This is a genomic window from Streptomyces sp. SCPE 10, assembly GCF_051980735.1.
In the GTDB taxonomy this organism is placed as follows: Bacteria; Actinomycetota; Actinomycetes; order Streptomycetales; family Streptomycetaceae; genus Streptomyces; species Streptomyces misionensis.
This window is the reverse complement of record NZ_CP197069.1, coordinates 937,593-962,910: the sequence shown is the minus strand read 5'-3', so window position 1 is coordinate 962,910 and position 25,318 is coordinate 937,593. Positions and strand designations below refer to the sequence as shown.

Annotated in this window: 25 protein-coding genes and 1 pseudogene; 18 read left to right on the top strand and 8 right to left on the bottom strand. The window is 74.2% G+C overall.

What is annotated here, in order from left to right; all coding sequences use genetic code 11:
- Positions 1-354 precede the first annotated feature (354 nt).
- Positions 355-1,068, top strand: coding sequence for an FAD binding domain-containing protein (locus ACSP97_RS04465; protein WP_440556389.1), 714 nt, complete (start codon positions 355-357; stop codon positions 1,066-1,068).
- A 28-nt stretch (positions 1,069-1,096) separates the two neighbouring features.
- Here the strand turns inward: ACSP97_RS04465 and ACSP97_RS04460 are convergent, their stop codons facing one another.
- From ACSP97_RS04460 to ACSP97_RS04450, 3 genes are all read right to left on the bottom strand, one after another.
- Complete coding sequence (locus ACSP97_RS04460) at positions 1,097-3,175, bottom strand: SpoIIE family protein phosphatase (protein ID WP_355327033.1); 2,079 nt, start codon at positions 3,173-3,175, stop codon at positions 1,097-1,099.
- A 105-nt stretch (positions 3,176-3,280) separates the two neighbouring features.
- The gene (locus ACSP97_RS04455; protein WP_440556387.1) at positions 3,281-5,803 is read right to left on the bottom strand and encodes an FUSC family protein; all 2,523 of its coding nucleotides are present in this window, start codon (positions 5,801-5,803) and stop codon (positions 3,281-3,283) included.
- 69 nt (positions 5,804-5,872) lie between these two features.
- Positions 5,873-7,600 carry a carbohydrate binding domain-containing protein gene (locus ACSP97_RS04450; protein WP_440556386.1) on the bottom strand — a complete coding sequence of 576 codons (1,728 nt, stop codon included), beginning with the start codon at positions 7,598-7,600 and terminating at the stop codon, positions 5,873-5,875.
- Between the two features lie 290 nt (positions 7,601-7,890).
- Here ACSP97_RS04450 and ACSP97_RS04445 point away from each other — a divergent pair, with 290 nt between their 5' ends.
- The 4 genes from ACSP97_RS04445 to ACSP97_RS04430 all read left to right on the top strand — a co-directional run bounded on the left by ACSP97_RS04445 (position 7,891) and on the right by ACSP97_RS04430 (position 13,273).
- A complete protein-coding gene (locus tag ACSP97_RS04445; protein WP_440556385.1) occupies positions 7,891-9,549 on the top strand; it encodes a sigma-70 family RNA polymerase sigma factor in 1,659 nt (552 codons plus the stop codon).
- A 137-nt stretch (positions 9,550-9,686) separates the two neighbouring features.
- Positions 9,687-10,208, top strand: a complete 522-nt coding sequence (gene msrA / locus ACSP97_RS04440) for a peptide-methionine (S)-S-oxide reductase MsrA (RefSeq protein WP_355149017.1) — start codon at positions 9,687-9,689, stop codon at positions 10,206-10,208.
- A gap of 91 nt (positions 10,209-10,299) precedes the next feature.
- Complete coding sequence (locus ACSP97_RS04435; protein ID WP_440556383.1) at positions 10,300-12,954, top strand: LuxR C-terminal-related transcriptional regulator; 2,655 nt, start codon at positions 10,300-10,302, stop codon at positions 12,952-12,954.
- Between the two features lie 121 nt (positions 12,955-13,075).
- The gene (locus tag ACSP97_RS04430; protein WP_355149013.1) at positions 13,076-13,273 is read left to right on the top strand and encodes a hypothetical protein; all 198 of its coding nucleotides are present in this window, start codon (positions 13,076-13,078) and stop codon (positions 13,271-13,273) included.
- Positions 13,274-13,283: 10 nt separating this feature from the next.
- Here ACSP97_RS04430 and ACSP97_RS04425 read toward each other — a convergent pair whose 3' ends face one another.
- Positions 13,284-13,832 (bottom strand): ion channel, encoded by a 549-nt coding sequence (locus ACSP97_RS04425; RefSeq protein ID WP_382015068.1) that lies wholly within the window; start codon positions 13,830-13,832, stop codon positions 13,284-13,286.
- A 233-nt stretch (positions 13,833-14,065) separates the two neighbouring features.
- Here ACSP97_RS04425 and ACSP97_RS04420 point away from each other — a divergent pair, with 233 nt between their 5' ends.
- The 4 genes from ACSP97_RS04420 (at position 14,066) to ACSP97_RS04405 (ending at position 16,505) form a co-directional block, all read left to right on the top strand.
- Positions 14,066-14,818 carry an HdeD family acid-resistance protein gene (locus ACSP97_RS04420; protein WP_388312666.1) on the top strand — a complete coding sequence of 251 codons (753 nt, stop codon included), beginning with the start codon at positions 14,066-14,068 and terminating at the stop codon, positions 14,816-14,818.
- Between the two features lie 98 nt (positions 14,819-14,916).
- On the top strand, positions 14,917-15,369 hold the full coding sequence (locus ACSP97_RS04415; protein ID WP_355149007.1) for an SHOCT domain-containing protein: 453 nt from the start codon (positions 14,917-14,919) through the stop codon (positions 15,367-15,369).
- Positions 15,366-15,797, top strand: a complete 432-nt coding sequence (locus tag ACSP97_RS04410; RefSeq protein WP_180332387.1) for a DUF7144 family membrane protein — start codon at positions 15,366-15,368, stop codon at positions 15,795-15,797. The genes ACSP97_RS04415 and ACSP97_RS04410 overlap by 4 nt, the downstream gene beginning before the upstream one ends.
- Before the next feature lie 30 nt (positions 15,798-15,827).
- Positions 15,828-16,505 carry an ankyrin repeat domain-containing protein gene (locus tag ACSP97_RS04405; RefSeq protein ID WP_440556380.1) on the top strand — a complete coding sequence of 226 codons (678 nt, stop codon included), beginning with the start codon at positions 15,828-15,830 and terminating at the stop codon, positions 16,503-16,505.
- A gap of 72 nt (positions 16,506-16,577) precedes the next feature.
- On the opposite strand, the gene ACSP97_RS04400 is transcribed toward ACSP97_RS04405, so the two are convergent.
- A complete protein-coding gene (locus ACSP97_RS04400; RefSeq protein WP_358296922.1) occupies positions 16,578-17,648 on the bottom strand; it encodes an NAD(+)/NADH kinase in 1,071 nt (356 codons plus the stop codon).
- Positions 17,649-17,813: 165 nt separating this feature from the next.
- Positions 17,814-18,008: a DUF2795 domain-containing protein gene (locus ACSP97_RS04395; RefSeq protein WP_355149003.1), complete on the bottom strand. Its 195-nt coding sequence runs from the start codon at positions 18,006-18,008 to the stop codon at positions 17,814-17,816.
- A 183-nt stretch (positions 18,009-18,191) separates the two neighbouring features.
- Here ACSP97_RS04395 and ACSP97_RS04390 point away from each other — a divergent pair, with 183 nt between their 5' ends.
- The 4 genes from ACSP97_RS04390 to ACSP97_RS04375 all read left to right on the top strand — a co-directional run bounded on the left by ACSP97_RS04390 (position 18,192) and on the right by ACSP97_RS04375 (position 21,722).
- A complete protein-coding gene (locus ACSP97_RS04390; RefSeq protein ID WP_440556378.1) occupies positions 18,192-18,353 on the top strand; it encodes a hypothetical protein in 162 nt (53 codons plus the stop codon).
- Between the two features lie 132 nt (positions 18,354-18,485).
- Complete coding sequence (locus tag ACSP97_RS04385; protein ID WP_440556376.1) at positions 18,486-20,000, top strand: purine-cytosine permease family protein; 1,515 nt, start codon at positions 18,486-18,488, stop codon at positions 19,998-20,000.
- Positions 20,001-20,115: 115 nt separating this feature from the next.
- Complete coding sequence (locus tag ACSP97_RS04380) at positions 20,116-20,514, top strand: SseB family protein (protein WP_355327006.1); 399 nt, start codon at positions 20,116-20,118, stop codon at positions 20,512-20,514.
- A 128-nt stretch (positions 20,515-20,642) separates the two neighbouring features.
- Entirely contained in the window at positions 20,643-21,722 is a 1,080-nt protein-coding gene (locus ACSP97_RS04375; RefSeq protein ID WP_440556374.1) for a hypothetical protein, read from the top strand.
- A gap of 116 nt (positions 21,723-21,838) precedes the next feature.
- On the opposite strand, the gene ACSP97_RS04370 is transcribed toward ACSP97_RS04375, so the two are convergent.
- Both ACSP97_RS04370 and ACSP97_RS04365 read right to left on the bottom strand, forming a co-directional pair.
- Complete coding sequence (locus tag ACSP97_RS04370; RefSeq protein ID WP_355527125.1) at positions 21,839-22,255, bottom strand: MarR family winged helix-turn-helix transcriptional regulator; 417 nt, start codon at positions 22,253-22,255, stop codon at positions 21,839-21,841.
- Positions 22,256-22,298: 43 nt separating this feature from the next.
- Positions 22,299-22,655 carry a VOC family protein gene (locus tag ACSP97_RS04365; RefSeq protein ID WP_358297241.1) on the bottom strand — a complete coding sequence of 119 codons (357 nt, stop codon included), beginning with the start codon at positions 22,653-22,655 and terminating at the stop codon, positions 22,299-22,301.
- Between the two features lie 215 nt (positions 22,656-22,870).
- On the opposite strand from ACSP97_RS04365, the pseudogene ACSP97_RS04360 reads away from it, so the two are divergent.
- The 5 genes and pseudogenes from ACSP97_RS04360 to ACSP97_RS04340 form a co-directional block, all read left to right on the top strand.
- Positions 22,871-22,969: pseudogene (locus ACSP97_RS04360) on the top strand (DNA-binding response regulator); the annotation flags it as partial.
- Between the two features lie 192 nt (positions 22,970-23,161).
- On the top strand, positions 23,162-23,626 hold the full coding sequence (gene crcB, locus ACSP97_RS04355) for a fluoride efflux transporter CrcB (protein WP_440556372.1): 465 nt from the start codon (positions 23,162-23,164) through the stop codon (positions 23,624-23,626).
- Entirely contained in the window at positions 23,623-24,003 is a 381-nt protein-coding gene (locus ACSP97_RS04350) for a DUF190 domain-containing protein (protein ID WP_355148989.1), read from the top strand. Before crcB (ACSP97_RS04355) ends, ACSP97_RS04350 begins: the two co-directional genes overlap by 4 nt.
- Positions 24,000-24,368, top strand: a complete 369-nt coding sequence (gene crcB, locus ACSP97_RS04345) for a fluoride efflux transporter CrcB (protein ID WP_440556371.1) — start codon at positions 24,000-24,002, stop codon at positions 24,366-24,368. The genes ACSP97_RS04350 and crcB (ACSP97_RS04345) overlap by 4 nt, the downstream gene beginning before the upstream one ends.
- 93 nt (positions 24,369-24,461) lie before the next feature.
- Positions 24,462-25,298, top strand: coding sequence for an undecaprenyl-diphosphate phosphatase (locus tag ACSP97_RS04340; RefSeq protein WP_355527133.1), 837 nt, complete (start codon positions 24,462-24,464; stop codon positions 25,296-25,298).
- Positions 25,299-25,318 lie beyond the last annotated feature (20 nt).

The following is a 25,318-nucleotide window of genomic DNA, read 5'->3' as shown; positions in this document are numbered from 1 at the left end:
GGTGCCCGCCTCGGGGCCGGCCGGCCCCGCACCGGGACCCTCGGGCCCCTGCCCGCCGCGCGGCGCCGGAGCGAGGCTTCAGGGGTCCCGCGGGGGATGCCCGAGAACGGGGCTTCCGGTCCTTCCGGTCCTCACGGGCCGATCGTTCGGTGCAGCGCCCTCAGCCTCCCGCGTGCGCCGCCCCCGGCCCCAGGGCCGCCCGACCCGGTGACCGGGGCCGGTGGTCCCGACCACCCTCAAAGGCCCCCGCGCGCAACGGCGTTGGCGGCGCGCGGGCTGCCCGTGTGAGCCCTGTACGCGCCCCCGTCCGTGCGAGCAGACTGCGGGACCTGGAAGGAAGGCAGGTGGGTCACCGTGCTGTTGCGTCTGCCCGAGTCCGTGTCCGAAGCGCGGGAGTGTCTGGCCGAGGGGGCCGTCCCGGTGGGCGGCGCGACCCTGGCGTGGGCCGCCTGGCAGCGCGACGGATTCCCCGAACTCGCCATGTCCCTGCGGCGGTTGCCGGAGGCCAACGTCATCGGGCCCGAGACGCTCGGCGCCGCCGTGCTGCTCGGGGAGATCGACGGCCGGGTGCCCGACGTGCTGCGCCTCGCGGCCGTCGGCGTGGGCACCGGAGCCGTCCGCCGCACCGCCACGGTCGGCGGCAACCTCGTCGGCAGCGCCCTGCGCTGTCTGCTGCCCGCGGCGCTGGTCCTGGACGCCCGGGCCACGGTGCTGGAACCGGACGGCCGCCACGAGACGGACCTGGCCGAAGTGGTGGCCAAGCGCCCGCTGTTGCTCGCCCTGCGCTGGCGCACGCCGCTCGCCTGCGCGTACCGCAAGCTCCCCGCCGCGGCGGGCGGCCCGCCGCCCCTGGTCGTGGCCTGCGCCCTGCACCCCGGCGACGGCGCCGCGGCGCGCGTCCGGGTCGCCGTACGGGACGGCTACGACGTGCTCGACACCGAGGTCGCCGCGGGCGGCGGCCCGGAGGAGACCCTCCGCTTGCTGCGCGCCACCGCGCTCGACGGCCTGCCCGCCGCCGCGTGGGCCGTCGTCCGGCCCCAGGTGCTCGGCCTGCTCACGGGCCGCTGAGGCTCCTCGGCGGGATCCACCGAAAGGCTCAGTACTCCAGCGGCAGCACGGACGCGATGAGCAGGGCGACGTCGTCGTGGCCCGCCGGGTGCCGCAACTCGTGCAGCAGTCGGTCGCAGGTGTCCTCCACGGAGCGGTACGGCGGCGCCAGCAGCCGCAGCAGCTCCCCGAGCCGGGTGTCGATCGGGTCGTTGCGGGTCTCCACCAACCCGTCGGTGTAGAGCACCAGTTGGTCGCCGGGGCGCAGGTCGTGCGTGGTGGACTCGAAGGGCACCCCGCCGACGCCCAGCGGGGTGCCGGTGGGCAGGTCCAGCAGGCGCGGCGGCCCGCCGGAGGGGATCAGGACGGGCGGCAGATGACCGGCGGAGGCCACCTCCAGGCGGTACCGGCGGGGATCGTGCACCGCGTACACGCATGTGGCGATGTAGGGGTCCAGGCCGAGGGTGATCCGGTCGAGGTGGGTGAGGATCCGCGCCGGATCGAGATCGAGGTCGGCCAGTGTGGAGGTGGCGGTGCGCAGCCGGCCCATGGTGGTCGCGGCCGGGATGCCGCTGCCCATGACGTCGCCCACCGCGAGCGCGGTGCGGTCGCCCTCCAGCGGGATGACGTCGTACCAGTCGCCGCCGACCTCGCTCAGCGCCTGCGCGGGCCGGTACCGTGCGGCCACCTCCAGGCCCGGGTGGCAGGGCGAAAGCCGCGGCAGCAGGCTGCGTTGCAGGGCCTCGGCGGTGCGGCGGGTGTGGTGGTGCAGTACGGCGTTGTCGATGCTCAGCGCGGCGCGCGAGGCGAGTTCGCAGGCCAGGGCGAGGTCGTTCTCGTCGAAGGGCGCGGGGTTGCGGGCGCGGGCCAGGCTCATGACGCCGATGCACTGGCCGCGGGCGATCAGCGGGACGGTGATGTCGGTGTGCACCCCGGCCTGGGCGAGCAGCCGGGCGGCGTCGGGATCGGCGGCGACCCGGCTCACCTCGCGGCTCTCCAGGTGGGTGATCAGCAGCGGACGGCCGTTGCGGATGCACTGGGCCGCCGGATGGTCCGCGTGGTAGACGGTGAGCCTGCCGGGCGGCACGAACGCCCCGACGGCGTCCGTCGAGTAGGCGGTCTTCACCGCGAGCGCGCGGAACAGGGGCGGCCCCTCGTCCGGGTCCGTGCGGGCGGTGCGCAGCATGCTGTCCAGCAGGTCCACCGCGACCATGTCGGCCAGCTCGGGCACCAGGACGTCGGCCAGCTCGCGCGCCGTCCGCTCCACCTCCAGGGTGGTGCCGATGCGGGCCGAGCCGGTGGCCATCAGCCGCAGCCGCCGCTGGGCCCGTTCGACCTCCCGGGCGGCCCGGTACCGGTCGGTGTCGTCCACCGCCACCGTGGCGAGGCCCAGGGTGTGCCCCTGGTGGTCCTCCAGCCGGTACAGCGATATCGTCCACGCGTGGTCGTTGTCCGGGTCGGCGGCGGTGCGGCCCACCACCTGCCGGTTCACCACCGGCACACCGGTCTCCAGCACCTCGCGCATGGAGGCCTCGACCGCCCGGAACGCGGCTCCGGACAGCACCTCGTCGAAGCGCTTGCCCACATGGTCGGCCTCGGGGACGCCGTGCATGGCCGCCAGGGCCGGGTTGACGACGACGTAGCGCAGCGCCAGGTCGAGGACGGACAGCCCGATCGGGGCCTGCGTGAACAGGCGGGCGGACAGGGCCGTGTCGCGCTCCACCCGGCGCAGGGTGCACCGGTCGGTGGCCAGCCCGAGCGCGTAGTGGTCGCCGAGGTGGTCCGTGAGCCGCATGTTGCGGAACTCGACCGTTCTGGTGCTGCCGTCCTTGTGCCGGATGGGGAACGCCCCCGCCCAGCCCCGGCCGGTCTCCATCACCTCGCCGAACAGGTGCAGCGCCGCCTTGCGGTGCTCGGGGCGCAGCAGCAGCGGCGCCGCGTACTGCCCGACCGCCTCCGCGCGGGCGTAGCCGAACAGTTCCTCGGCCTGCGGACTCCACATGTCGATCCGGCCGTCCGCTTCCAGCAGCACCGCGGCGACGCCCAGCAGATCCATCAGCCCGGTCGGCTCCGACGCACCCTCCGGGCCGGGTTTCTGCCCGTCGGGCCGCCGCGTCCCTCCGCTCATCGCGCTCCCTCCTTCCGCCTGCTCCCTCTTTCCGTCGGCCCTCTCCCGGACCGGAGCCTCACCTACGTCTACCCGTGCGGGAGATCCGCAGCGGCCTGGACGGCGTCAGCGCGCCGGGGCCCCGCCGCCCGGCCCGGGGGCGGGGCCGGCGCGGGCGATCCGGGACAGATCGGCCATGAGGGAGTCCAGCCAGGACACGGTCGCGTAGTACAGCCCGGGCGCGCCGGGCGGCTCGGCGCCGGCCCCGGCGAGGGACCGGCCGAGCCGTGGCAGCGGCGCCTCGGGGGTGTCGCCGCCCGGGTCGAGGGCCGCCGAGATCAGCAGCATCCGCCCCGCGACGTGGTCCCCCAGCCGGCTGACGGTGCCGGCTGCGGGCGGGCCGAGCCCGGTGTGCGGCGGCTCCAGCAGCCGCTGCGAGCCCCACAGGGTGTGGTGCCCGGCCATCAGCGCCGCCTGCCAGTCCACGGCGGCCGGCGCCACCGTGCGGCCCCGGCCGCCGAACGGTGCCGGCTCGCTCTGGAACTGCACGTACGCGGACTCCGCCAGGATCACGGCGTGCCGCAGCGAACGGTGGCCGGGCGCCCCCGGCACCGCGGGCACGGGTTCCCGCCGGGCCACCGCGGCCCCGGTCGCCACGACGATCTCGGCGGCCTTGCGCAGCAGCTCCGCCGAGGCGAACCGCAGCTCGTCCTGGGCGCCGCGGGGCCAGGCCAGCAGCCCGAACACCGCGCCGATCGCGCTGCCCACCACCACGTCCAGCAGCCGTACCTCCGCCAGCTGCCAGGTCGGCGGCGCCAGCTGGGCGAAGACCAGGGCCACGAGCACCGTGAACAGGCCCTGGGCCCAGCCGACCCCCTTGACCGGTCCCACGGTGAAGGCGAACAGCATCCACAGGGGCAGGACGACGGCGTAGACGGTGGTGTGCGTGGTCGCCAGGGCCAGCGTGCCGCCGGCCACCAGGGCTCCGGCCAGGGTGCCGACGAGCGCCGACCGGATGGCGCTCCAGGTCTCCTCCACGGTGGTCCGGGTGAGGGTGAGTGTCGCCAGCAGCGCCCAGAAGCCGTGCGGCAGCGTGTCCACACCGGCCACCAGGCGCGCCGCCGTCAGCGCCAGGGCGATCCGCACCGCGTTCTGGAAGAACACCGAACGCCGCTCGGCGTGCCCGCGCACCCGGTGCCACCACAGGGCCGGGGCGCGGGGGCCGGCGTACCAGAAGCGCTCGGGCGGCCCCACGATCGCGGCCCGCCGGCCGTGCGCCGCCAGATCGGCCGCCGCCCCCATCGCCAGCGCGGCATCGGCCACCTCCAGCACCGCCGCGTGCCGCCGCAACACGTCCGGCGCCGCCGCGGAGGCCACCATGCCCCGGGCGACCAGCACGGCCCGCACCGCGGCCAGCTCCTTGTACTCGCCCACGGGCGAGGTCCCCACCCGCAGACACCCGGCGGTCCCGTCCGCGAGCCGGGCGACGGCGGTGAGCACGGCGGCGGCGATGTCGGGCGGGCCGGTGTCCTCGACCGCGGCGGGTGGGGCGGTGGTGGCGTGTGCGGGGGTGTCGGGTGTGGTTCCGGGACGGGTGGTGTGCTCGGTCGGGCTGTCGCCGGTGGTGGCCGGGTGCCGGGTGCCGGCGTCCGGCGGGTGCGGCGGCCGGGGGCGCTTCTCGGGGGGTGCGGCGGGTGCGGGTGATCGTTCCGTGTGGTCCGCCGGGGCGTCGGGCGGGCCGGTCGGTCGTTCGGTGGTGCCGGACGCGGCCGGCGGGTCGGTGGCGTCGTACGTGCCGGGCGTGGTCCGTGGTCGGGCAGGGCCGTTCGGGGCGGGCCGTGGGGGCTTCCCGGGCGCCGTCGGCCCTGAGGTGCCGGTCTGTGTGGGGGCGTCCGGTGGCGTGCACAGGCGGGGGAGTCTGCTGAGCAGGGTGCGCGCGGCCAGGCCCGTGTGGGCCAGCGCGCGGGGGCGGACCCCGGGGCCCGCCGGCCGGTCGGCCTCCGGCACGGACAGGGAGCGCAGCCGGTGCCCGGCCTCGCGGACCGTGCGGACGTCGGCGCGGGTCAGGGCGTACGGGGGCGTCGTGAGCAGTCTCGCGCAGCGCGCGGCGACCGACGCGGCGTGGGCGGCCCGCTCCCGGTACGGCGGCGGGTCCGGCTCCGGGAAGAGCAGCGCCTCGGTGACGACGAGCAGCGCCATGCCGGTGGTCGTGCCGAGCAGCCGCTCGCCGAGCGCGCCCGGGTGGTACGGCGGGAACGACGGCAGGATGTAGAGGAGTTGCAGTCCCGGGGCCGCCCCGGCCGGTCGCGGGCCGCCCACCGCGGAGAACGCCAGCGCGAACCCGATCACCAGCATCCCCGCCGCGGCGCTCCAGGTCCGCACCGACAGCCATGTCCCGGCGGTCACCAGCACCCAGCCCACCGGGATCAGCCGCAGCACCACCCCGGCCCGCTGCCGCCCGGTGCCCGGGATCCTGGACAGGCCGCCCAGCGCCACGGCGGCGAACAGGGCGTAGACCGCCGCGGCGGGGCGGTCGAGGCCGTAGCGGAAGAGATAGAACCCGGCCGCGGCGACAAGCGTCACCTGGAGCGCCCGGCGTCCCGGGGCGGCGTACGGCGCCGGGAGCCGGCCGGCTGGAACACCAGACACTCCTCCAGGCTCACGCATCACCGCCCGCCCGGCATCCGCGCGGCTGCCGGACGGGCGGTGAGCGGTCGGTCAGGACAGGGCGAGGTCGTCGGCGTAGACGCTGCCCTGGCCGTACCAGCCGTGGACGTACACGGTGACGGTCCCGCTGCTGCCGGTGGTGAAGGAGACCTTCAGCTGGTTCCAGCTCGATCCGCTGGACCAGGTGCTGGCGGTGGCGCCGCCGCTGACGCCGAGGTAGGCGTAGGGGCCCTGGACCCAGCCGGTGAGCGTGTAGGTGTGGTTGGGGGAGAGGGTGACGGTCTGGTCGCACTCTCCGGTGCTGCCGGAGTCCGGGGTGACCTGGAGGGCGTGCGCGCCGGAGTGGACCGGGCTGGAGACCAGGGTGCTGCCGCCGGTGCAGGTCCAGGGGCCGAGGCCGCCGTTCTCGAAGCCGGCGTTGGTCAGCGACCCCCCGTCGTTGCCGCCCCCGCCGCCGCTGCCGGTGACGGTGAGCGTGTACGTGGCGCTGTGCCTGCCGGCGGTGCCCGTGCCGGTGACGGTGATCGGGTAGGTGCCCGCGGCCACGGACGAGCCGACCTTCGCCGTCAGGGTCGAGGTGCCGCCGGAGGTCACCGAGGCGGGGCTGAAGGAGACCGTGACGCCGGAGGGCGCGCCGGACGCGGCGAGGGCGACGGATTCCGGGCTGCCGGAGGTGGTGGCCGTGGTGACGGTCGCGGTCCCGGTGCCGCCCTGGGCGACGGAGGCGGAGCCGGGGGCGAGGGACAGGGAGAAGTCGCTGGTCGTACCGCCGCCCCCGCCGCCGCCCGTGCTGCCCTCGTACGGCACGAAGGCGTCCGTGAACGCGAGGCTGCTCTGGCCGATCTCGCTGCACGTGGGCAGCGAGTTGGCGCTGCCGCCGCACGGCTGGTCGCGGTTGACGGACCAGAAGGACAGGCGCCCCACGCCGTTCTGCGCGGCGAAGTTCTCCACCGTCTGGGCGTCGGCCAGGGTGAACGTGGAGCCGTCGTCGTTCTTGCCGATCATCGGGGTGATGCCGAGGTTGGCGTAGCCGTAACCGGAGTCGACGGACTGCATCTGCGCCAGCGTGGACCGGGCGGCGTCGAGTGCGCCCTGGCCCATCTCGGTGCCCGTGCCGGCGTAGTAGTCCATGGCCATGATGTTGACCACGTCGATCCGGACGCCCGCGTTCTTGGCGGCCTTCAGGATGTTGACGCCGTCGTTGGTCAGCCCGCTGGTCAGCACCGGCAGGGTGACCGAGAACCGGAGGTCCGGGTTGGTCGCCTTGAGGTCCTTCATGGCCTGCATCTGGCGGGCCGCGGCCGCGGTGTCGGCGACGGCGGCGCCCTCCACGTCGAAGTCCAGCTGGGTGACGCCGTAGTCGTCGATGAGCGCCTGGTATCCGGCGTCGATGCTGCTCTGGGTGGTGCAGGTCCAGGCCAGGGGCAGTCCGCTGGCGCCGCCGGAGGAGATGATCACGGACGCGCCCTCGGCCTTGGCCCTGGCGATCTCGGGGTCGGTGTAGGAGTCGTTGCCGATGGGGAGGGTGTCGCCCCAGACCTGGTTGCAGCCCTCGCCGAGGACGAAGGCGGCGGTGTAGGCCTTGAGGTGGTGGCCGGTGACGGCGGTGTCGAGCAGCCCTTCCTGACCGTTCGACATGTCGACGTAGGGGGCGACGGAGTAGACGCTGCTCGCCGCGGCGCCGGTGGCCGCGTCGCTCGCGGGGGCGGCGGCGACGGCCGCGCCGGTGGCCGCGAGCGCGAGCGCGCAGGCGGAGGCCGCCAATCTTGCCAAGTGCATGACAGTGCCCCTTCCGGGGATGTCCCCAGGGCGTGGGGTGGTGGGGTGGTGATGCCGTGCACGGCCGGGATGTTGGTACATACCAAACAGCGCGCACCCCACCCCGTCAAGAGGACTAGACCAACTCCTTACCTGTGAACTCGGCGCCGGAAGACCCGAGTTGCCACCCCTTACGGCACCGCGTTCCGCCGTCGCGAAATCCGCGCCCGGAGAACTGTTATCCGGGGCGCCTCGAACGGTCTCCCAGATGTCGGGAACAATCGTTCGGCGTCAAGGACGGGAAACATCTGATGAGCACACGGCACACGGACGCGAGGGAGACGGCGGCCCTGGTGACCGCGGCCCGCGAGGGGGACGCGGCGGCCCAGGACGCCCTGGTCGGCGCCTACCTCCCGCTGGTCTACAACATCGTGGGGCGGGCGCTGAACGGCTCGGTGGACGTCGACGACGTGGTGCAGGAGACCATGCTGCGCGCCCTCGACGGCCTGGACGGACTGCGCACGCCCGAGCGCTTCCGCTCCTGGCTGGTCGCGATCGCGATGAACCAGGTGCGCACCCACTGGCAGGACCGGCGGTCCGCCCCCGCCGGCGTCGAGGAGGCCGAAGAACTGGCCGATCCCGGTGCCGACTTCGTGGATCTGACGGTGGTGCAGCTGCAACTCTCCGGCCAGCGCCAGGAGACCGCCCACGCCACCCGCTGGCTGGAGCCGGACGACCGGGGGCTGCTGTCCCTGTGGTGGCTGGAATGCGCCGGTGAACTGACCCGCGCCGAGGTCGCCGCCGCCCTCGAACTGACGCCCCAGCACACCGCCGTCCGGGTCCAGCGGATGAAGGCCCAGCTGGAGGCGGCCCGGGTGGTGGTACGGGCGCTGGACGCACGGCCGCGCTGCGAGGAGCTGCGGGTGGTGCTCGCCGCCTGGGACGGCAAACCCTCCGCGCTGTGGCGCAAACGCATCGCCCGGCACGCCCGCGGCTGCCCGCGCTGCTCCGGCCTGTGGAGCGGACTGATGCCCGCCGAGGGCCTGCTCGCCGGTCTCGCGCTGGTCGCCGCCTCGCCCGCGCTGCTCGTCGCCCTGCGCTCCGCCCCGGAAGGGCTGGCCCCCGTCGGCGCCGCGACCCCGCTCGGCGGCCCGGCGGGCAGCGGCGTTGCGGCCGGACCCGGTGGCACGACCGGACGCACCGGCACCGGCCGCCGCGCTGCCCGTGACCGCACGGGTGGCCGTGGCGCCTCCCGCCGCCGCAGGCGGCTGCGGCGCCGGGCCGTCGGCGGCGCCGTCGTCGCCGCCTGTCTCGCGGGCGGCGGCCTGTGGTACTTCGGCACGGGCTCCGGCTCCGGCGGCGGGGAGCCGGTCGCGGACCGCGGCGCGCACGCCTCCCCGGCGGACCTCTCCACGCCCAGCACCGTGCCCGCCTCGCCCTCGCCCTCCCCGTCCGCCTCGAAATCCGAGAAGCCGAAGAAACCCGGGAAGACGGCCAGCGCGACGCCCACGAGGAAGAGCACCCCGACGCCGCACCGCTCCACCCCGCCGCCCGCGCGCACCACGGCGCCGCGGCCCCCGGCGCCCAGCGGCACCGTCGGACAGGTGGTCGCGCTGGTCAACCAGGAACGGGCCAAGGCCGGTTGCTCCCCGCTCACCGAGGACCCGCGGCTGGACCGGGCGGCCCAGGCGCACTCCGACGACATGGCGGCCCGGCACTTCTTCGACCACGTCAACCCCGACGGCGCCGATCCCGGGCAGCGCATCACCGCCGCCGGATACCGGTGGTCCGCGTACGGCGAGAACATAGCCATGGGCCAGCAGACCCCGGCCTCCGTGATGAACTCCTGGATGAACAGCTCCGGCCACCGCGCCAACATCCTCGACTGCTCCTTCAAGAACATCGGCGTCGGGGTGCACAACGGCACGGGCGGACCCTGGTGGACCCAGGACTTCGGCACGAAGATGTGACCCCGGCCGTCCGCCGTCCCCGGTCGAGAGGACCGTCCAGGGCCGCCGCCCCGTTCGCGCGCGGCGGTATTACGCTGGATGACCGTGTCACCGCCACGTCAGCAGGGGTGCGGGGCCAGAGATTCAGGGAGCGACCGATGACAGCGGGAACCGAACGAGCCGTACTGGCGGGCGGTTGTTTCTGGGGCATGCAGGACTTGATCCGCAAGCAGCCGGGCGTGGTCTCCACCCGCGTCGGCTACAGCGGCGGCGACACCCCGAACGCCACCTACCGGAACCACGGCGACCACGCCGAGGCGATCGAGATCCTCTACGACCCCTCGGTCACCAGCTACCGCGACATCCTGGAATTCTTCTTCCAGATCCACGACCCGACCACCCGCGACCGCCAGGGCAACGACATCGGCCGCAGCTACCGTTCCGCCATCTTCTACGACGGCGAGGAGCAGCACCGCACCGCCGTGGACACCATCGCGGACGTCGAGGCGAGCGGACTGTGGCCGGGGAAGGTGGTCACGGAGGTCGAGCCGCTGGGCGACTTCTGGGAGGCCGAGCCGGAGCACCAGGACTACCTGGAGCGCTACCCCAACGGCTACACCTGCCACTTCCCGCGGCCGAACTGGAAGCTGCCGCGCCGCGCGGCGTCCACGACGGACTGAGCGGCCGCCCCGGCGGCCTCGTGTGGCGCGTCGTCGCCCAGGGGAGATCCTGGGAGAGGAACGGAAGTGAGCTGTCCGTGACCTGACGACGATGGTGGTGACCACCATGGGCGTGCCGGACGAGACCGGGGCGGACCCGCGCGGGCCCGCCGATCCCTGTGGGGATCCGTTCCTGCGGGCACGGTTCGCGATCCCCACCCTCCCGGCGACCTACCTGCGCCGCGGCCGGCTGCTCGGCCATCTGGACGAGGCCCCGGGCAGACCACTGACCGTGGTCGGCGGGGCCGCGGGCGCCGGCAAGACACTGCTGGTCGCCGACTGGGCCGCCGCGCACCCGGGACGCGTCGCCTGGCTCACCGCGCAGATGGCGGGCAAGGGCCGCGGCACGTTCTGGGCCTACCTCCTCCAGGCCCTGCGCCTGGCCGGGGTGACCCTGTCCGACGAGGTCGGCCTGCCCGCCGAGGCGGGACGCGTGGACGACGCGCTGCTCACCCGGCTCGCCGCGGAGCTCAGCGCCCGCGAGGCCCCGGTGACCGCCGTCATCGACGAGTACGACCGGGTCACCGACCCGGAGATCGCCGACCAACTGGAGTTCGTGCTGCGGCACGCGGGCCCGGGCGTGCGCCTGGTCCTCGTCACCCGCACCGAGCCGCTGCTGCCGCTGCACCGCTACCGGGCGGCCGGCGCGGTCACCGAGATCCGCAACGACGAGCTGGCGTTCACCCCCGGGGAGGCCGCCGACCTGCTGGCACTGCACGGCCTGCGGCTGCCCGCGGACGAGGTGACCGCCCTGGTGACCCGCACCCGGGGCTGGGCCGCCGGGCTGCGGCTGTGCGCGCTCGCCGCCCAGGGGACGCAGGACCCGCGGACGTACCTGAAGGAGTTCGAGGCCGACCGCACCACCATCGGTGACTTCCTGCTCGCCGAGGTGCTCAAGCGGCAGCGGGCCGAGACCCAGGACCTGCTGCTGCGGATCAGCGTCCTCGACCGCTTCTGCCCGGCCCTCGCCGACACCCTCACCGGGCGCGCGGACGCCGAGCTCATCCTCACCGGCCTGCACCGCGAGAACGCCTTCGTGGAAGACCTCGGGCACTCCTGGTTCCGGCTCCATCCGCTGTTCCGGGACATCCTGCGGGCCCATCTGCGGGCCCGCCACCCCGGTCTGGAGACCGAGCTGCACCGCCGGGCCGCGGGCTGGCTCCGGCACGCGGGCCCGCTCGGCGAGACGCTGGAGCACGCCGCCGCCGCGGGCGACTGGGAAGCCGCCGCCGACGCCCTCGTCGGCGACCTCGCCCTCGGTGAACTCCTCACCGGCCCGCGCGCCGAGTCCCTGGCCGAACTCTTCTCCGCCATGGGCCCCGAGCCGAGGACCCCGGCCACCGACCTCGTCCGCGCCGCCCTCGCCCTCTCCCGCGGCGACCTGGACCGCGGCCTGCCCCCACTGGAACGGGCCGCGCGGGCGCTGACCGCCGAACGGACCGGCGAGCCGGCCGCCCGGCTCGGCTGCACCCTCCTGCACACCCTGGCCGCCCGGCTGACGGGCTCCCCGGCCCGGGCCGAGAGCGCCGCCCGCCAGGCGGCGGAACTGCGCCGGGAGCTCCCGGCCCAGCTGCTCGACCAGCACCCCGAACCGACCGCCCTGCTGCGCACCCACCTCGGCGCGACCCGCCTGTGGGCCGGCCGGTACGCCGAGGCACGCGCCGCGCTGACCGCGGTGGCGGACACCGGCCGTACCGCACCGACGGCCCAGGCGCTCGCCCTCCTCGCCCTCCTCGACCATCTGGAGGGCCGCCCCGGGCGTGCCGAGCGCAGGGCGCTGGCCGCGCTGTCCGGGGCCGACCGTCCGGGCCCGGCCGTGCCGCCCGGCGCCGGACTCGCCACGCTGGTCCTGGCCGCCGTCGCCGCCGACCGCGACGAACCGGACCGCGCGGAGGCGTTCCTCGCCGCCCCGGCCGACGTCCGGGGCGACCCGGTGACGGAGGCCGAGCGCGCCATCGTCACCGGACGGGTCCGGCTGGCCCGGGGCGACACCGAGGGCGCGCTCGAAGCGGCCGACCGGATGGCCCGCACCGAGGAGACGTCCCCGTGGGCCGAGGCGCACACCGCGCTGGTGGCCGCCGGGGCCCACCTCGCCGAGGGACGGCCGGAGCTGGCGGTCAAGCTGCTGACGGAACCGCCCGGCGAGGAGCCCCTGTGCCTGGTGGGCGCGGCCCGGGCCGAACTGGCGGCCGGCCATCCCGCGAACGCCGCCGAACTGCTCGACCGGATCCCGCCGCACCACGGCCTCGGCCCCCTGGTCACCGTGCCGGCGGCCCTGGCCAGGGCGCAGTGGTACGGCGTCGAGGGCGACCTCGCCGCACGGCGCGGGCTCGTGGCCCAGGCGCTGCGCGAGGCCCGGCGCGAGCGACTGCGGCGCCCCTTTCGCGAGGCGGGACCGTGGCTGCCGCCGCTGCTCGCCACCATGCCGCTGCGGGCGCTCGCCGAGGGCTGGCTGCTGCCCGGCGCCGCGCACCCGGACGGCACCGGCCGTGTGGCCGAGCCGCCGCCGGTGGTGGAGGAGCTGAGCGGGCGCGAACGCGATGTGCTGGTGCGGCTGGCCGAGATGATGTCCACCGAGGAGATCGCCGCCGACCTCTACGTCTCCGTCAACACGGTCAAGACCCACCTCAAGAGCGCGTACCGGAAGCTGTCCGTGAACCGCCGGCACGACGCCGTGCGCCGCGCCCGCGAGCTGGGCCTGCTGTGAGCCCGTCCGCGGCGGGCGCCGACATCACCTGCGGCGGGTGAGGCCGGGCGGCGCGACCGGGGCGCAGGATCGCGGAAAGGGGGCCGGCACGCCCGTCCGCGGCACGCGGGGAAGGCACCTCATGCGGTACGAGATTCGCGTCGACGGAGAGCTGACGGAGACGCTGGCCAAGGCGTTCCCCGAGCTGGACCACGTCGTGGTGTCCGGTCACACCATCCTGTTCGGCCGGATCCTGGACGAGGCGCACCTGTACGGGCTGCTGGCCCGCTGCCAGTCGCTGGGCCTGCGGATCCTGGAGCTGCGTCAGGCACCCCAGTGAGCCGCGACCGCTACGGCTCCCGCCCCCGCCGCCGCAGCCCCGCCTCGACCGCCGCCGCGAGCAGCCGTACGGCCAGGCCCACCAGCAGCAGCCCGCCCGCCATCTGGCACATCACCGCGACCCGGCTCGCCTCCGAGCGCGCGGTGATGTCGCCGAACCCCACGGTGGTGAACGTGGTCAGCGTGAAGTACAGGGCGTCCGTCCTGGTCAGCGGCTCGGTGAAGGAGCCCGGTGTGTCGTGCTCCAGCACGTGGTAGACGCTGGCGAAGACGATCAGATAGAGGGCCACGGTGGTGGCCAGCGCCTCCGCCGCCCTGAGCCGGGGGTGCGGGGAACGCATGATCGTCCAGGCCTCCCAGCCGAAGACCACCACAACGGCGACGAGACCGCACACCAGCAGCACGACCGTCCCCGCGGTGCTGCGCGTGTCCAGCGGCACCAGGTAGTACGCGACGACGAGGGCGACCACGATGCCCACCGCCCGCGCGCAGGACGCGGCCGCGGCCCGCCGGTACGGGCCCCCGTACGGCCGGGAGTTCCCGGGGGCTGGATCGGTCATCGGTGCCCCTTCCCGCGCTGCCGGGCCGCTTCCGCCCTTCTGCCGCTTCGGCGCTCCGGTCGCGGACGGGACCGCCCGCGACCGCTACCACCTCAACCCCCCGGCCACCGGCACGGATCACCCGCCAGGGGTGATCCGTGCCGGGGCCGACCGGGGCGACGCTGACGGTGCGGTCCCCGCACAAGGCCCCGCCGGCCGGTCCGGAAGCGGCCTCGACCCCGTGAGGAGGAGCCATGACCACGTCACGCGGTACGAGTCCGCAGGGCCCCGACCGCCCGTCCCCCGGACCGGAACAGGATCCCGGCGGGGCCGCCACCACGACGCCTTCCACCCCGGCCTCCACGACGCCCTCCACCCCGGCCTCCACGACGCCCCCCGCCCCGGCCACCGCGACGGCCCCCGCCGGGGCCGCCCCCGACCCGGCGCGGGCGCTGGGCCGGCTCGGCGGCTCCTGGCTCTGGATCCTCGGATCCGCGCTCGCCTCCCTGGTGCCGGGCATCCTGATCCTGGTCTGGCCGCAGGAGACCCTGCACGTCCTCGCGGTGATCCTCGGCCTGTACCTGCTGGCGACCGGCGCGTTCCGCTTCGTGGCCGCCTTCGGCCGGACGGAGAGCGGCGAACGGCTGACCGGCCTCCTGGTCGCGCTGCTGTTCGTGCCGGCCGGAGTGCTGTGTCTGCGCAACCCCCTCCAGACCATCACGGCCCTGTCGCTGATCGTCGGGGTGGTCTGGCTGGTCTCCGGCATCCTCGTGCTCTACGCCGCCGTCGTCGCCGAGGACCTGCCGCACCGGGGCTTCGTGACCGGCGTCGCGGTGATCGCCATACTCGCCGGCGTCGTGGTGCTCGCCCTGCCGGCGCCCTCGGCCCGGGTGCTGACCCGGCTGCTGGGACTGTGGCTGATCCTGCTCGGCGTGTCCGAGGCCGTCGTGGCCCTCGCCTGGCGCGCCGCGCTGCGCCGGGCGGCCGCCCGCGGCCAAGCCGTCTGACCGCGTTCACCCGCCCAGGGTGAGGCGTGCCGATCTCCCGGAGCGCAGCCTGGACGCACGACCGACCACCGGGCGCGGCCCGGGACGGAGGAGGCGACATGAGTGCGCAGACCTACCTCGCCTATGACTACCCGGCGCTGAGCGTCTTCTGGTCCATGCTGGTGTTCTTCCTGTGGATCATGTGGTTCGTGCTGCTCTTCCGGGTGGTCATGGACATCTTCCGCGACGACGCGCTGGGCGGCGGGGGCAAGGCGGCGTGGCTGCTCTGCGTCGTGCTGCTGCCGTTCCTCGGCGTCTTCGTCTACCTGATCGCCCGCGGCAAGGGCATGGGCCGCCGCGAGGTCGAACAGGCCCGCGCCCAGCAGCGGGCCTTCGACGAGTACGTCCGCCAGACCGCCCGGGGCGGCGGCTCCCGCGCCGACGAACTCGCCCGGCTTTCCGAGATGAAGGCGCGCGGTGACATCACCGAGGACGAGTTCCGCCGGGCCAAGGAGATGGTGCTCGCCGACCACGCCCCGTCCGCACCCGAGAAGAACGAGGTGGCACGATGACCGCACCGCGCACCACGCACGAACACGAGCCGACCACCAGGGAACTGTGGGCGACCGGGCTGACCGCCTTCGCCGCGGTGATGCTCCTGCTCACCGGGATACTCGACATCTTCCGCGGCATCATGGGGATCGCCCGCGACGACGTCTTCCTCACCACCCGCAGCTACGTCTTCCAGTTCAGCCTCACCGGCTGGGGCTGGGTCCATCTGGTCCTGGGCGCCGTCGCCGTCGTCATCGGCCTGGGGCTGATGCGGGTGTCCGCCTGGGCGCGGGCCGGCGGCGTGGTCATCGCCGCGCTGATCATCATCGCCAACTTCCTGTCGCTGCCGTACTACCCGGTCTGGTCGATCGTGATGATCGCGCTGGCCGGATTCACCATCTGGGCGCTGTGCGTGGTCCGCAAGGACGGCCGGACCATCTTCGACTGACCCTCCCCGGCGGCGCGTACACTCGCCGCCGTGGGGGAGCAACGGGTCATGGAGTGGGACGGCGTCACCCTGCGGTCGTCGCTCAAGCCCCGATTCGCGCAGGCACGCGACCGGCTCGCCGACGCCGCCCGGGACGGGGACTGGGCGGCCGTGGACGACGTCCTGACCGAGCGGCCGGAGTGGGTCAACTGCCCGCGCCTGGAAGGCCGTAGCGGCTACACCCCGCTGCACCAGGCCGCCTGGCACGGAGCCGGCACCGCGACCGTCGAGGGGCTGCTCGCCCACGGCGCGCTGCGGACCCTGCGCACGGGCGACGGGGAACGCGCCACGGACATCGCCGCCCGCCGCGGCCACCACCGGCTCGCCCAACTGCTGCGCCCGGTCGTCAGACATCCCGTACCGCCCGCCGAGATCCCCTTGCTTCAGGAGCACTTGCACCGGCTGATCCGCCACCGGGCGGCCCTGGAGGGCGGCGCGGACCTGGCCACCCGGCACGCGCTGCGGCTGCCCGAGGTGGAGGCGCTCACCGAACTCGCCCACCCCGTCTGCTGGTTCCCCGTCCCGGGCATGTACGGCGGATTCCGGATCACGCTGGACGGCCGCGAACTGATCGTGGACAGCTGGATCCGGATCATCGGCGGCTCGGAACGCACGGACCGGGTCACACCGGCCGGCGTGCGCCTCCAGGAGGGCGAGCCACTGCTCTGAGGGCCTCCGAGGGTCCGGAACATCCGGGGCGGCGAGCCCGGAGGCCAAGGCGGCGCCAGGACGGCCCGGAGATCAGGCGGGGGGCGTGTCGCCCGGGGCGGACGGCAGGGCCAGATGGGCCAGGTCGTCCGGGGGCGGCGAGGTCACCGGCCACAGTGGGGCCGCCTGGCCGTCGGCGAGGGCGGCGGGGGCGTCGGTGAGGTTCATGCGCTCGCGCAGCCGCCCGTAGAAGTCCATCGGCCCCAGCCGGACCGCCTTCAGACGGCGGGGTGCCGCGTACACGCCGATCCAGTCCCCGGGGCTCAGCACCCCTCGCAACTGGCCGTCGATGCTGACCGCGGCCTGGCCCGAGCGTTCCAGCACCCGCAGGGCCACCGGCTCGTCCGGGGCGGCCACCACCGACCGGTTGAACACCATGTGCGGTGCCACCGGCGTGAAGACCAGGGCCTCCGTGCGGGGCGACACCACCGGGCCCCCGGCGGCGAAGCTGTACGCCGTGGATCCGGTCGGCGTCGCCACCAGCAGTGCGTCCGCGGAGTAGCAGGCCAGCAGCCGCCCGGCCAGATACACCGCCACCGACACCTGCCGGTCGCGGGCCAGCTTCTCCAGCACGATGTCGTTGAGCGCGGTGACGTTCAGCGCGACCCCCCAGTCACCGCCCGCCTCGCACTCCGCGCGTACCCGGGGCGGCGGCAGCATCGGCCCCCGGCCGTACCGCGTCAGCGCCTCCATCTGCGCGGGCACCTCCAGGCGGCAGGAGGCCCGCATGGTGAGCATCATCCGGTTCTCGACGGTGATCCGCCCCGCGCGCACCGCGTCCAGCGCGGAGCGCACCGCGGGAGCCGGCACCTCGGTCAGAAAGCCGACCCGCCCGAGGTCCACACCCAGCAGCAGCGCGTCGTTCTCCGCCGCGAGCCGCGCCCCGCGCAGGAAGGTGCCGTCACCGCCGAGCGTGACGACGAGGTCCGGATCGCCCGCCGCGTCCATCTCCTCCCGCGCGCTGTGCCGGGCGCCCTCCTGCCACACATCGATGTCCGCGCAGGCCACCGAATGCTCCGCGCACCACTCGCGCACCGTCCGCGCCGCGGCGCGCGCCTCCGCGCGCCCGCCGTGCACGACCAGGCCGACCCGGTCCAGCGTCATACCCGCACCACCCGCCTCCAGCCCGGTCCTGCCGAGCGCCATCCTCGCCGTTGCACCCACCGGCCCCGCGCAACGCCACGCCGCCGTACCCGCCCCCGTACTCCGCCCCGGCCGACGGGGCGCGCGGGACCGCGGCGGTCCCGCGCGCCGGGCCGTGAGGCGCGCTCACTCGTCCCGGAAGACGGCCTTGCTGACCTCCGCCGGGTTCTCGAACGTCCGCTTCCCGAGATGCGAGATGCGGTCCGTGACCTCCTTGGGCGCGTGATTGTGCTCCGCGGCCTGCCGCAACTGCTCGGAATCGGCCGGGTACTCCACGCCGGACAGGGCTTTCTGCAGATCAGGGGGGCTGATACCCGCCATGGCTCCTCCAGGCGGCGAGGGTGTCACTGCTTCTTTCGGTCCGGCGCCGCATGCTGTGCCGGACCGCCCAGGTACCCGTCCCGGGCCCGGGGGATTCACCCGTTCCGCCCGCTCTTCGCACATGCTCCGGATGGGTACCCGGAGGCACGACGGAGAGGTACGCACGGAGTCGGGGAGGTCACGATGAGCGAGTACACGACCCCGTCCCAGGCCGAAGGCGAGCGGGAACCGGACGACATAGGCGAGCAGCAGCCGACCCGCACCACACCCTCGCAGGCCGAGGGCGCGGCCGACGAGACACCCGTCGAGGTACCCGAGGAGAAGCCCGGCGGAGACGGCGTCTGACGGTGACCGGCCACGTGCCGGAGCGGGATCGGCGGGCGCGCCGACCCGCCCCGGCACCGGTGCCGCCTGCGTTGCGGCCCTCGACGTGCCGACCTAGCGTGAGCTGGACACGTTCAGGACAGGCAGGCCGTGATGACGCATTCGCACGACCCCCTCCGCATCACCCACGACAGAGCCGCCGCCCGCCCGATCCAGCTGGAGACGCACGGGCTCGACGTGATCGGGGACGCGGACCGCAGGGGCACCCCGCGCATGCTGTTCTGGCCCTGGTTCGGCGCGAACGTCTCCGTCCTCGGGCTCGGTTACGGCGCCTTCGCGTTCGGCTTCGGCATCTCCTTCTGGCAGGCGCTCCTCGCCGGCACGGTCGGCATCGTCGTCTCCTTCCTGCTGTGCGGCTTCGTCTCGGTCGCCGGCAAACGCGGCTCGGCGCCCACCATGGTGCTCAGCCGCGCCGCCTACGGGGTGCGCGGCAACCGGCTGCCCTCGGTGGTCTCCTGGATGCTCACGGTCGGCTGGGAGACCGCCCTCATCTCGCTCGCCACCCTGGCCACCGCTACCGTCTTCACCAGCCTCGGCTGGGGCGGCGGCGCGGAGACCAAGGCGGTCGCCCTGATGGTGGTGGCCGCGCTGACCGTCGTCGCCGGTGTCATGGGCTTCGACCTGATCATGCGGTTGCAGACCGCCATCACCGTGATCGCCGGCGTGCTGACCCTCGTCTACGTCGGCCTCGTCGCCCACCACGTCGACTGGGACGCCGTCAAGGCGGTGCCGGGCGGCTCGGCGCAGCAGATGATGGGCGCGCTGGTGTTCATGATGGCCGGCTTCGGCCTCGGCTGGATCAACGCCGCCGCCGACTACTCCCGCTATCTGCCCCGTGACTCCTCCAGCCTGGGCGTGATCGGCTGGACCGCTTTCGGCGGCTCGCTGGCCCCCGTGCTGCTGCTGGTGTTCGGCGCGCTGCTGGCCGGCTCCTCGCCACGGCTGAGCCGCGCCATCGCCGACGACCCGATCGGCGCGCTGACCACCATCCTGCCCACCTGGTTCCTGGTGCCGTTCGCCGTGGTGGCCGTGCTCAGCCTGGTCGGCGGCGCGGTCCTCGACATCTACTCCTCGGGTCTCGCGCTGCTCTCCGCCGGGCTGCGCGTGCCCCGCTATCTGGCCGCGCTGTGGGACGGCTGCCTGATGATCGCCGGCTCCGTCTACATCGTGTTCTTCGCCGGCGGCTTCCTCGGCCAGTTCATGGGCTTCCTGACCACGCTCGGCGTGCCCATCGCCGCCTGGTCCGGCGTGATGCTCGGGGACCTCGCGCTGCGCCGCCGGAACTACGACGACGGCGACCTCTACCGCCCGCACGGCCGCTACGGCGACATCCCCCTGGTGCCGCCGCTGCTCACCCTCGCCGCCACGGCCGTCGGCTGGGGCCTGGTCACCAACACCGCCGCGCACTGGCTGGGCTGGCAGGGCTATCTGCTCCGGCCGCTCGGCCTCGGCGGCCGTGCCGGCGCCTGGGCGTACGCCAACCTGGGCGTCGTGGTCGCCCTCGCGCTCTCCTTCCTCGGCACCCTGCTGCTCGGCCGGCGCCGGGTGCGTGCCCAGGAGGCCCTGGCGCCGAGTCCCGCGCCCGGCGAGGAGTTCCTCAACGCGTGAGCCGCCGACGATTCCCACGCATGCCCGGGGCGCGCACCGGGTACGCGAGGCGGGAGCCCGCCCGGGCAACTCCGCCCGGGTGGCCCGTACGACCACCGCTATCTGGGGATCTGCCATGGAGACACCCGCACACGAGGCCCAGCCGACGCCGGCCCAGCAGGCGCTGGACGCCCTGGCCGCCGATGCCGAGGACCAGAGGGCCCTGGACACCCTCGCCCACAGCGACGTGCTCGTCCCCGTGCCGGACGACGCGATCGACGGGGAGGGCGCCGACGCCACCACGGTGGCCCTGCCCGTCCTGGAACAGCCCGGAGGTGATCAGGTCGTCCCGGTGTTCACCACGGAGGGCGAGATGGCCGAACTGCTGCCCTTCGTCTCGCGCTACCGCCTCATCCCGCTGGGCGCGCTGGCCTCCCAGTGGCCGGACGAGGACCTCTCGCTGGCGATAGACGGCAGTTCCTCGCACGCCCTGACCCTCACCTCACAGGGAGTGCGCACCCTGCTGGCCCGCTGAGCGGGCCCCGCACGGCGCGCGAGCGGACCCGATCCGCGGCCGCGCCGCGTGGGGCGTGACCGGCGGCGACGCACCCGTGGCCGTCGGAGAAGCGGATCACCTCTCGCCGTGGGCGACAAAATGAGCCCATGGAATACATCGCCGGCACGGTAGGTGCCCTGCTGCTCGCCGTCGTGCTGAGCAGCGTCCTGCGCACCCTCGTGGTTCCCCGCGGCCTCTACTCCAGCCTGGTGTTCCGGCTGTGGTGGCTGCTGCGCAGGCTCCTGCGGCTGTCGGCGCTGCGCGGTGGCTACGAGGCCATCGACCGGGCCCAGACCTGGCTGGCCCCCCTGATGCTGATGGGCATGCTCGCCAGCTGGCTGGTCGGCGCCTTCTTCGGGTTCGGTCTGCTGCTGCTCGCGGTGTCCTCGCTGCCCTGGGACGTCGCGTTCCGGGAGGCCGGTTCCAGCCTGTTCACGCTCGGCTTCGCCAGCGGCGCCCGGCTGAAGCTGTCGCTGCTGGACTTCGTCGCCGCGGCCACCGGGCCCGTCCTGATCGCGCTCCAGATCGCCTACCTGCCCACCCTCTACGCGGCCTACAACCGCCGCGAAGTGGAGGTCACCCTGCTCCAGGCCCGGGCGGGGGAGCCCTCCTGGGGCCCGGAGATCCTGGCCCGGCAGTGGCTGGTCGACACCGAGACGGCGCTGCCCGAGCTGTACCGGGCGTGGGAGCGGCTGGCCTCGGACATGGGCGAGAGTCACTCGACCTATCCCGTGCTGCTGACCTTCCGCTCCCCGCGCCCGCACCGCAGCTGGCTGGTGGCGCTGGTCGCCGTGATGGACGCGGCCGCGCTCCAGCTCGCCCTGGACCCGAAGACCGCGCCACCGGAGGCCCGTCTGGTGCTGCGTGCCGGCTTCAGCGCCCTGCGCGACATCGCACGCGCGGTGCGCATCTCCTTCGACGCCGACCCCTCTCCCGAGGCGCCCGTCCGGCTCACCTACGCCGAGTTCGACGCGGCCGTGGAGATGCTGGACGCGGCCGGTTTCCGCGCCGAACGCACCCCGCGGGAGGCATGGCCCCACTTCCGCGGCTGGCGGGTCAACTACGAGGCCGTCGCCTACGAGCTGTGCCGCCGCTGCGACGCGGTACCGGCCCTGTGGACGGGTCCCCGTGACTTCCCGACGGCCTCGCTGCCGCCCAGACGCCCCGTGGACCGACGTCCGGGATGACCCCTACGGGGCCCGCACGCCTTCCACGGCCCGCACAGCCCCTGTGGTCCGCGCAACCCCTGTGGCCCGCGTCATGCCTGGGGCCCGCGTCATGCCTGGAGCCCGCACGACGACGCCTACGTCTCCGACGGCGCCTGGTTCCCCCGCTCCGACAGCATCCGCGTCAGCACGGCCCGTTGCAGCGGCAGCACCTCGGCGTACAGGGCGCGGCCCTTGGGGGTGAGGGCGACCCACACGCCGCGGCGGTCCTCCGTGCACACCGAGCGTTCCACCAGGCCGTCCTTCTCCAGACGGCCGATCAGCCGGGACAGCGCGCTCTGGCTGAGATGCACCCGGCCGACCAGGTTCTGCACCCGGCAGTGATCACCCTGGTGGGGCGACTCGGCGGCCAGGATGTCCAGCACCTCGAAGTCGCTGGCCCCCAGCCCGTAGGGGGCCAGTGCCCGGTCTATCTCGCACATCGTGCGCGCGTGCACGGCGAGGATGTCCCGCCACCGTTCCTCCAGCCGGGCGTCGGCCGTCTTCACTGCCATACCGGCACCGTAGCACCGGTCCAGCCAGTCGTTGAGTGTGCAACTACTTTTCGGTGGCCGGGTCCTGGAGGAGCCCGACCATGTTGCCGTCGGCGTCCTTCACCGAGGCCACGAGCCTGCCGTTGCCCACGTCCCGCACGTCCTGGACGATCTCCGCGCCCGCCGCCAGCAGGCCCGCGAGCCGCTCCCGCAGATCGCTCACGTGCCAGAAGGGCACCGGCCCGGTCAGCCCCTGCGCGTGCCCGTTCGGGTCGAGCCCGACGTCCTGCCCGGCGGCCTTGAAACCGATGTAGTAGGGCTCGTCCGCGTACGGCTCGACACCCAGCAACGCACTGAACAGGGCCTTGGCCCGCGCCGCGTCCTTGACGGGGTAGACGATCGTCCGCACGCCGGCGGTCAGGGAGTCGGTGGTCATGGGATCCACTCCTTGGGGAGGCTTCCGGAGTCTTCCGGACACGAGGCCCGACGGTCTGTCCGTCGGCGCTCCCACGCTAGGCCGGGGGAGCACGCCACGGCTTCTCCGATCCTGACCGGTTACCGCCTCACTCGCCGGGCGGCAGCACCGACTCCGCGCCGCACGCGCCCCAGCCCGGTCCGGACCACGCCCGGAGGCACCACATGTCCCGCGTCTTCGCCAAACTCGGCCTGCGCGACCGCGCCCAGGCGGTGGTCCTCGCCTGCGAGTCGGGTCCGGTCAGACCCGGAACGCGCTGAGCGCGGGCCGCTCCGAGGACCGACCGGGGAACGGTGGATGAACGGTTCGGCACGCGTGGATGAACGATTCCGCGCGGCCTGCGCAAGGCCCGCCCGCACGGTCCCAGCCTGGCCGGAACCCGCCCGTCGCGGCGGTACGCTGGTGCCGGCCGTGATCACCCACGGGGTCGGCCGAGCAGGAGACGTAGAGCAATGACAACCCCCGAAGCCGACACCCTTCACGTCCGGTCCGCGGCGCGCAGGCGCTCGCGGTGGCGCGCCCAGGCACCCGTCGTCGCGGTGGTCGCGGCCGGCGGCGCCCTCGGTGCGTGCGCCCGCTACGGGCTCGCCCTGGCCCTGCCCACCCCGCCGGGCGGCTTTCCCTGGGCGACCTTCTGGACCAACCTCATCGGCTGCGGCGTGATGGGCGTGTTCATGGTGTTCATCACCGAGGTGTGGGCCGCCCACCGCCTCGTCCGCCCGTTCTTCGGCACCGGCGTCCTCGGCGGCTTCACCACCTTCTCCACCTACACCGTCGACATCCGCAGGCTGGTCGACGTCGGCCGCCCCGGGGCCGGGCTCGTCTACCTCGTGGCGACGCCCTGCGCGGCCCTCGCGGCGGTGTGGCTCGCCTCGACCGTCGCCCGCAAGATGCTCATCGGAAGGCAGCAGCCATGACCTCACTCACCGGCCGCGCGCTCCGGCTGACCGTCTACATCGGCGAGGACGACACCTGGCACCACAAGCCCCTCTACAGCGAGATCGTGCACCGCGCGCACGCCGCCGGGCTCGCCGGGGCCAGCGTCTTCCGGGGCATCGAGGGCTTCGGCGCCTCCTCCCGCATCCACACCTCCCGCCTGCTCTCGCTCAGCGAGGACCTGCCGGTCGCGGTGGTCGTGGTGGACACCGAGGAGCGGGTCCGGGCCTTCCTGCCGGAGCTGGACGAGCTGGTCCGCGAGGGCCTGGTCACGCTGGACGAGTGCGAGGTCGTACGGTACGTCGGCCGCGCGGCGGATCAGGGCCCCGCGGCTCCGCATGGCGGGGGATCGCCGTGAACTGGCTGCTGGTCGTCCTCGGAGCGATGGTCGGCGCCCCCCTGCGCTACCTCACGGACCGCGCCGTACAGGCCCGGCACGACTCCGTCTTCCCCTGGGGCACCTACGTGGTGAACGTCGTCGGCAGCCTGGTCCTCGGGCTGGTCACCGGCCTCGCCGCCACCGGGGCCGCCGGGCCCCATGTGCAGCTCCTGCTCGGCACCGGCCTGTGCGGGGCGCTGACGACGTACTCGACCTTCTCCTACGAGACCCTGCGCCTGACCGAGGCCGGTTCCGGCCTCTACGCTTCGGTCAACGTCGTCGCGAGCGTGGCGGCCGGCCTCGCGGCGGCTTGCGCCGGGGTCTTCCTCGCCCGCGCTCTGTAGGCCCGGGCGCCACCCGCAGCACCGGACGCACCAAGCAACGCACCATCCACCGTCTACAGCACTGTCGACCTACTCTCCTCAGAACTGGATCCCATGACCGCCATCTCTGTCGGCCAGGCCGTCATCCTCGGTGTCGTCGAGGGGGTGACCGAGTTCCTCCCGGTGTCCTCCACCGGTCACCTCAAGATCGCCGAGGGACTTATGAGCATCCCCGTCGACGACAAGTCCGTCGTCGGGTTCTCCGCAGTCATCCAGGTCGGCGCCATCGCCGCCGTGCTCGTGTACTTCTTCAAGGACATCAAGCGGATCGTCTCCGCCTGGTTCCGCGGTCTGACCAACCGCGAGGAGCGCTACCACCACGACTACAAGTTCGCCTGGTGGGTGATCGCCGCCACCGTCCCGATCGTGCTGGTGGGCCTCGCCGCCAAGCCGCTGATCGACGGGCCGCTGGCCTCGCTGTGGGTGGTCGCCGGTTCGCTGATCGTCGGCTCCGGGGTGATGTGGTGCGCGGACCAGATGGGCCGCCACAAGCGCGGTGAGGACGACACGTCCTTCAAGGACGCGATGTGGGTGGGCTGCTCGCAGATCCTCGCCCTGCTCTTCCCCGGCTTCTCCCGCTCCGGCGCCACCATGTCCACCGCCCTCGTACTGGACCTGGACCGCGTCGCCGCCACCCGGCTCTCCTTCTTCCTCGGCATCCCCGCGCTCACCGGCGCCGGCATCTACGAGCTGAAGGACGCCCTCGGCGCGGGCGTCGGCGCCGCTCCGCTGGCCGTCGGCACCCTCGTCTCCTTCGTCGTCGCCTACGCGTCCATCGCCTGGCTGCTGAAATTCGTCGCCAAGCACTCCTTCAACGCCTTCGTGATCTACCGCATCGTCATCGGCGTGGCCCTGCTGGGCCTGCTCGGCACCGGTGTGCTCAACGCCTGAGCCGGTCCCCACCGCCCACC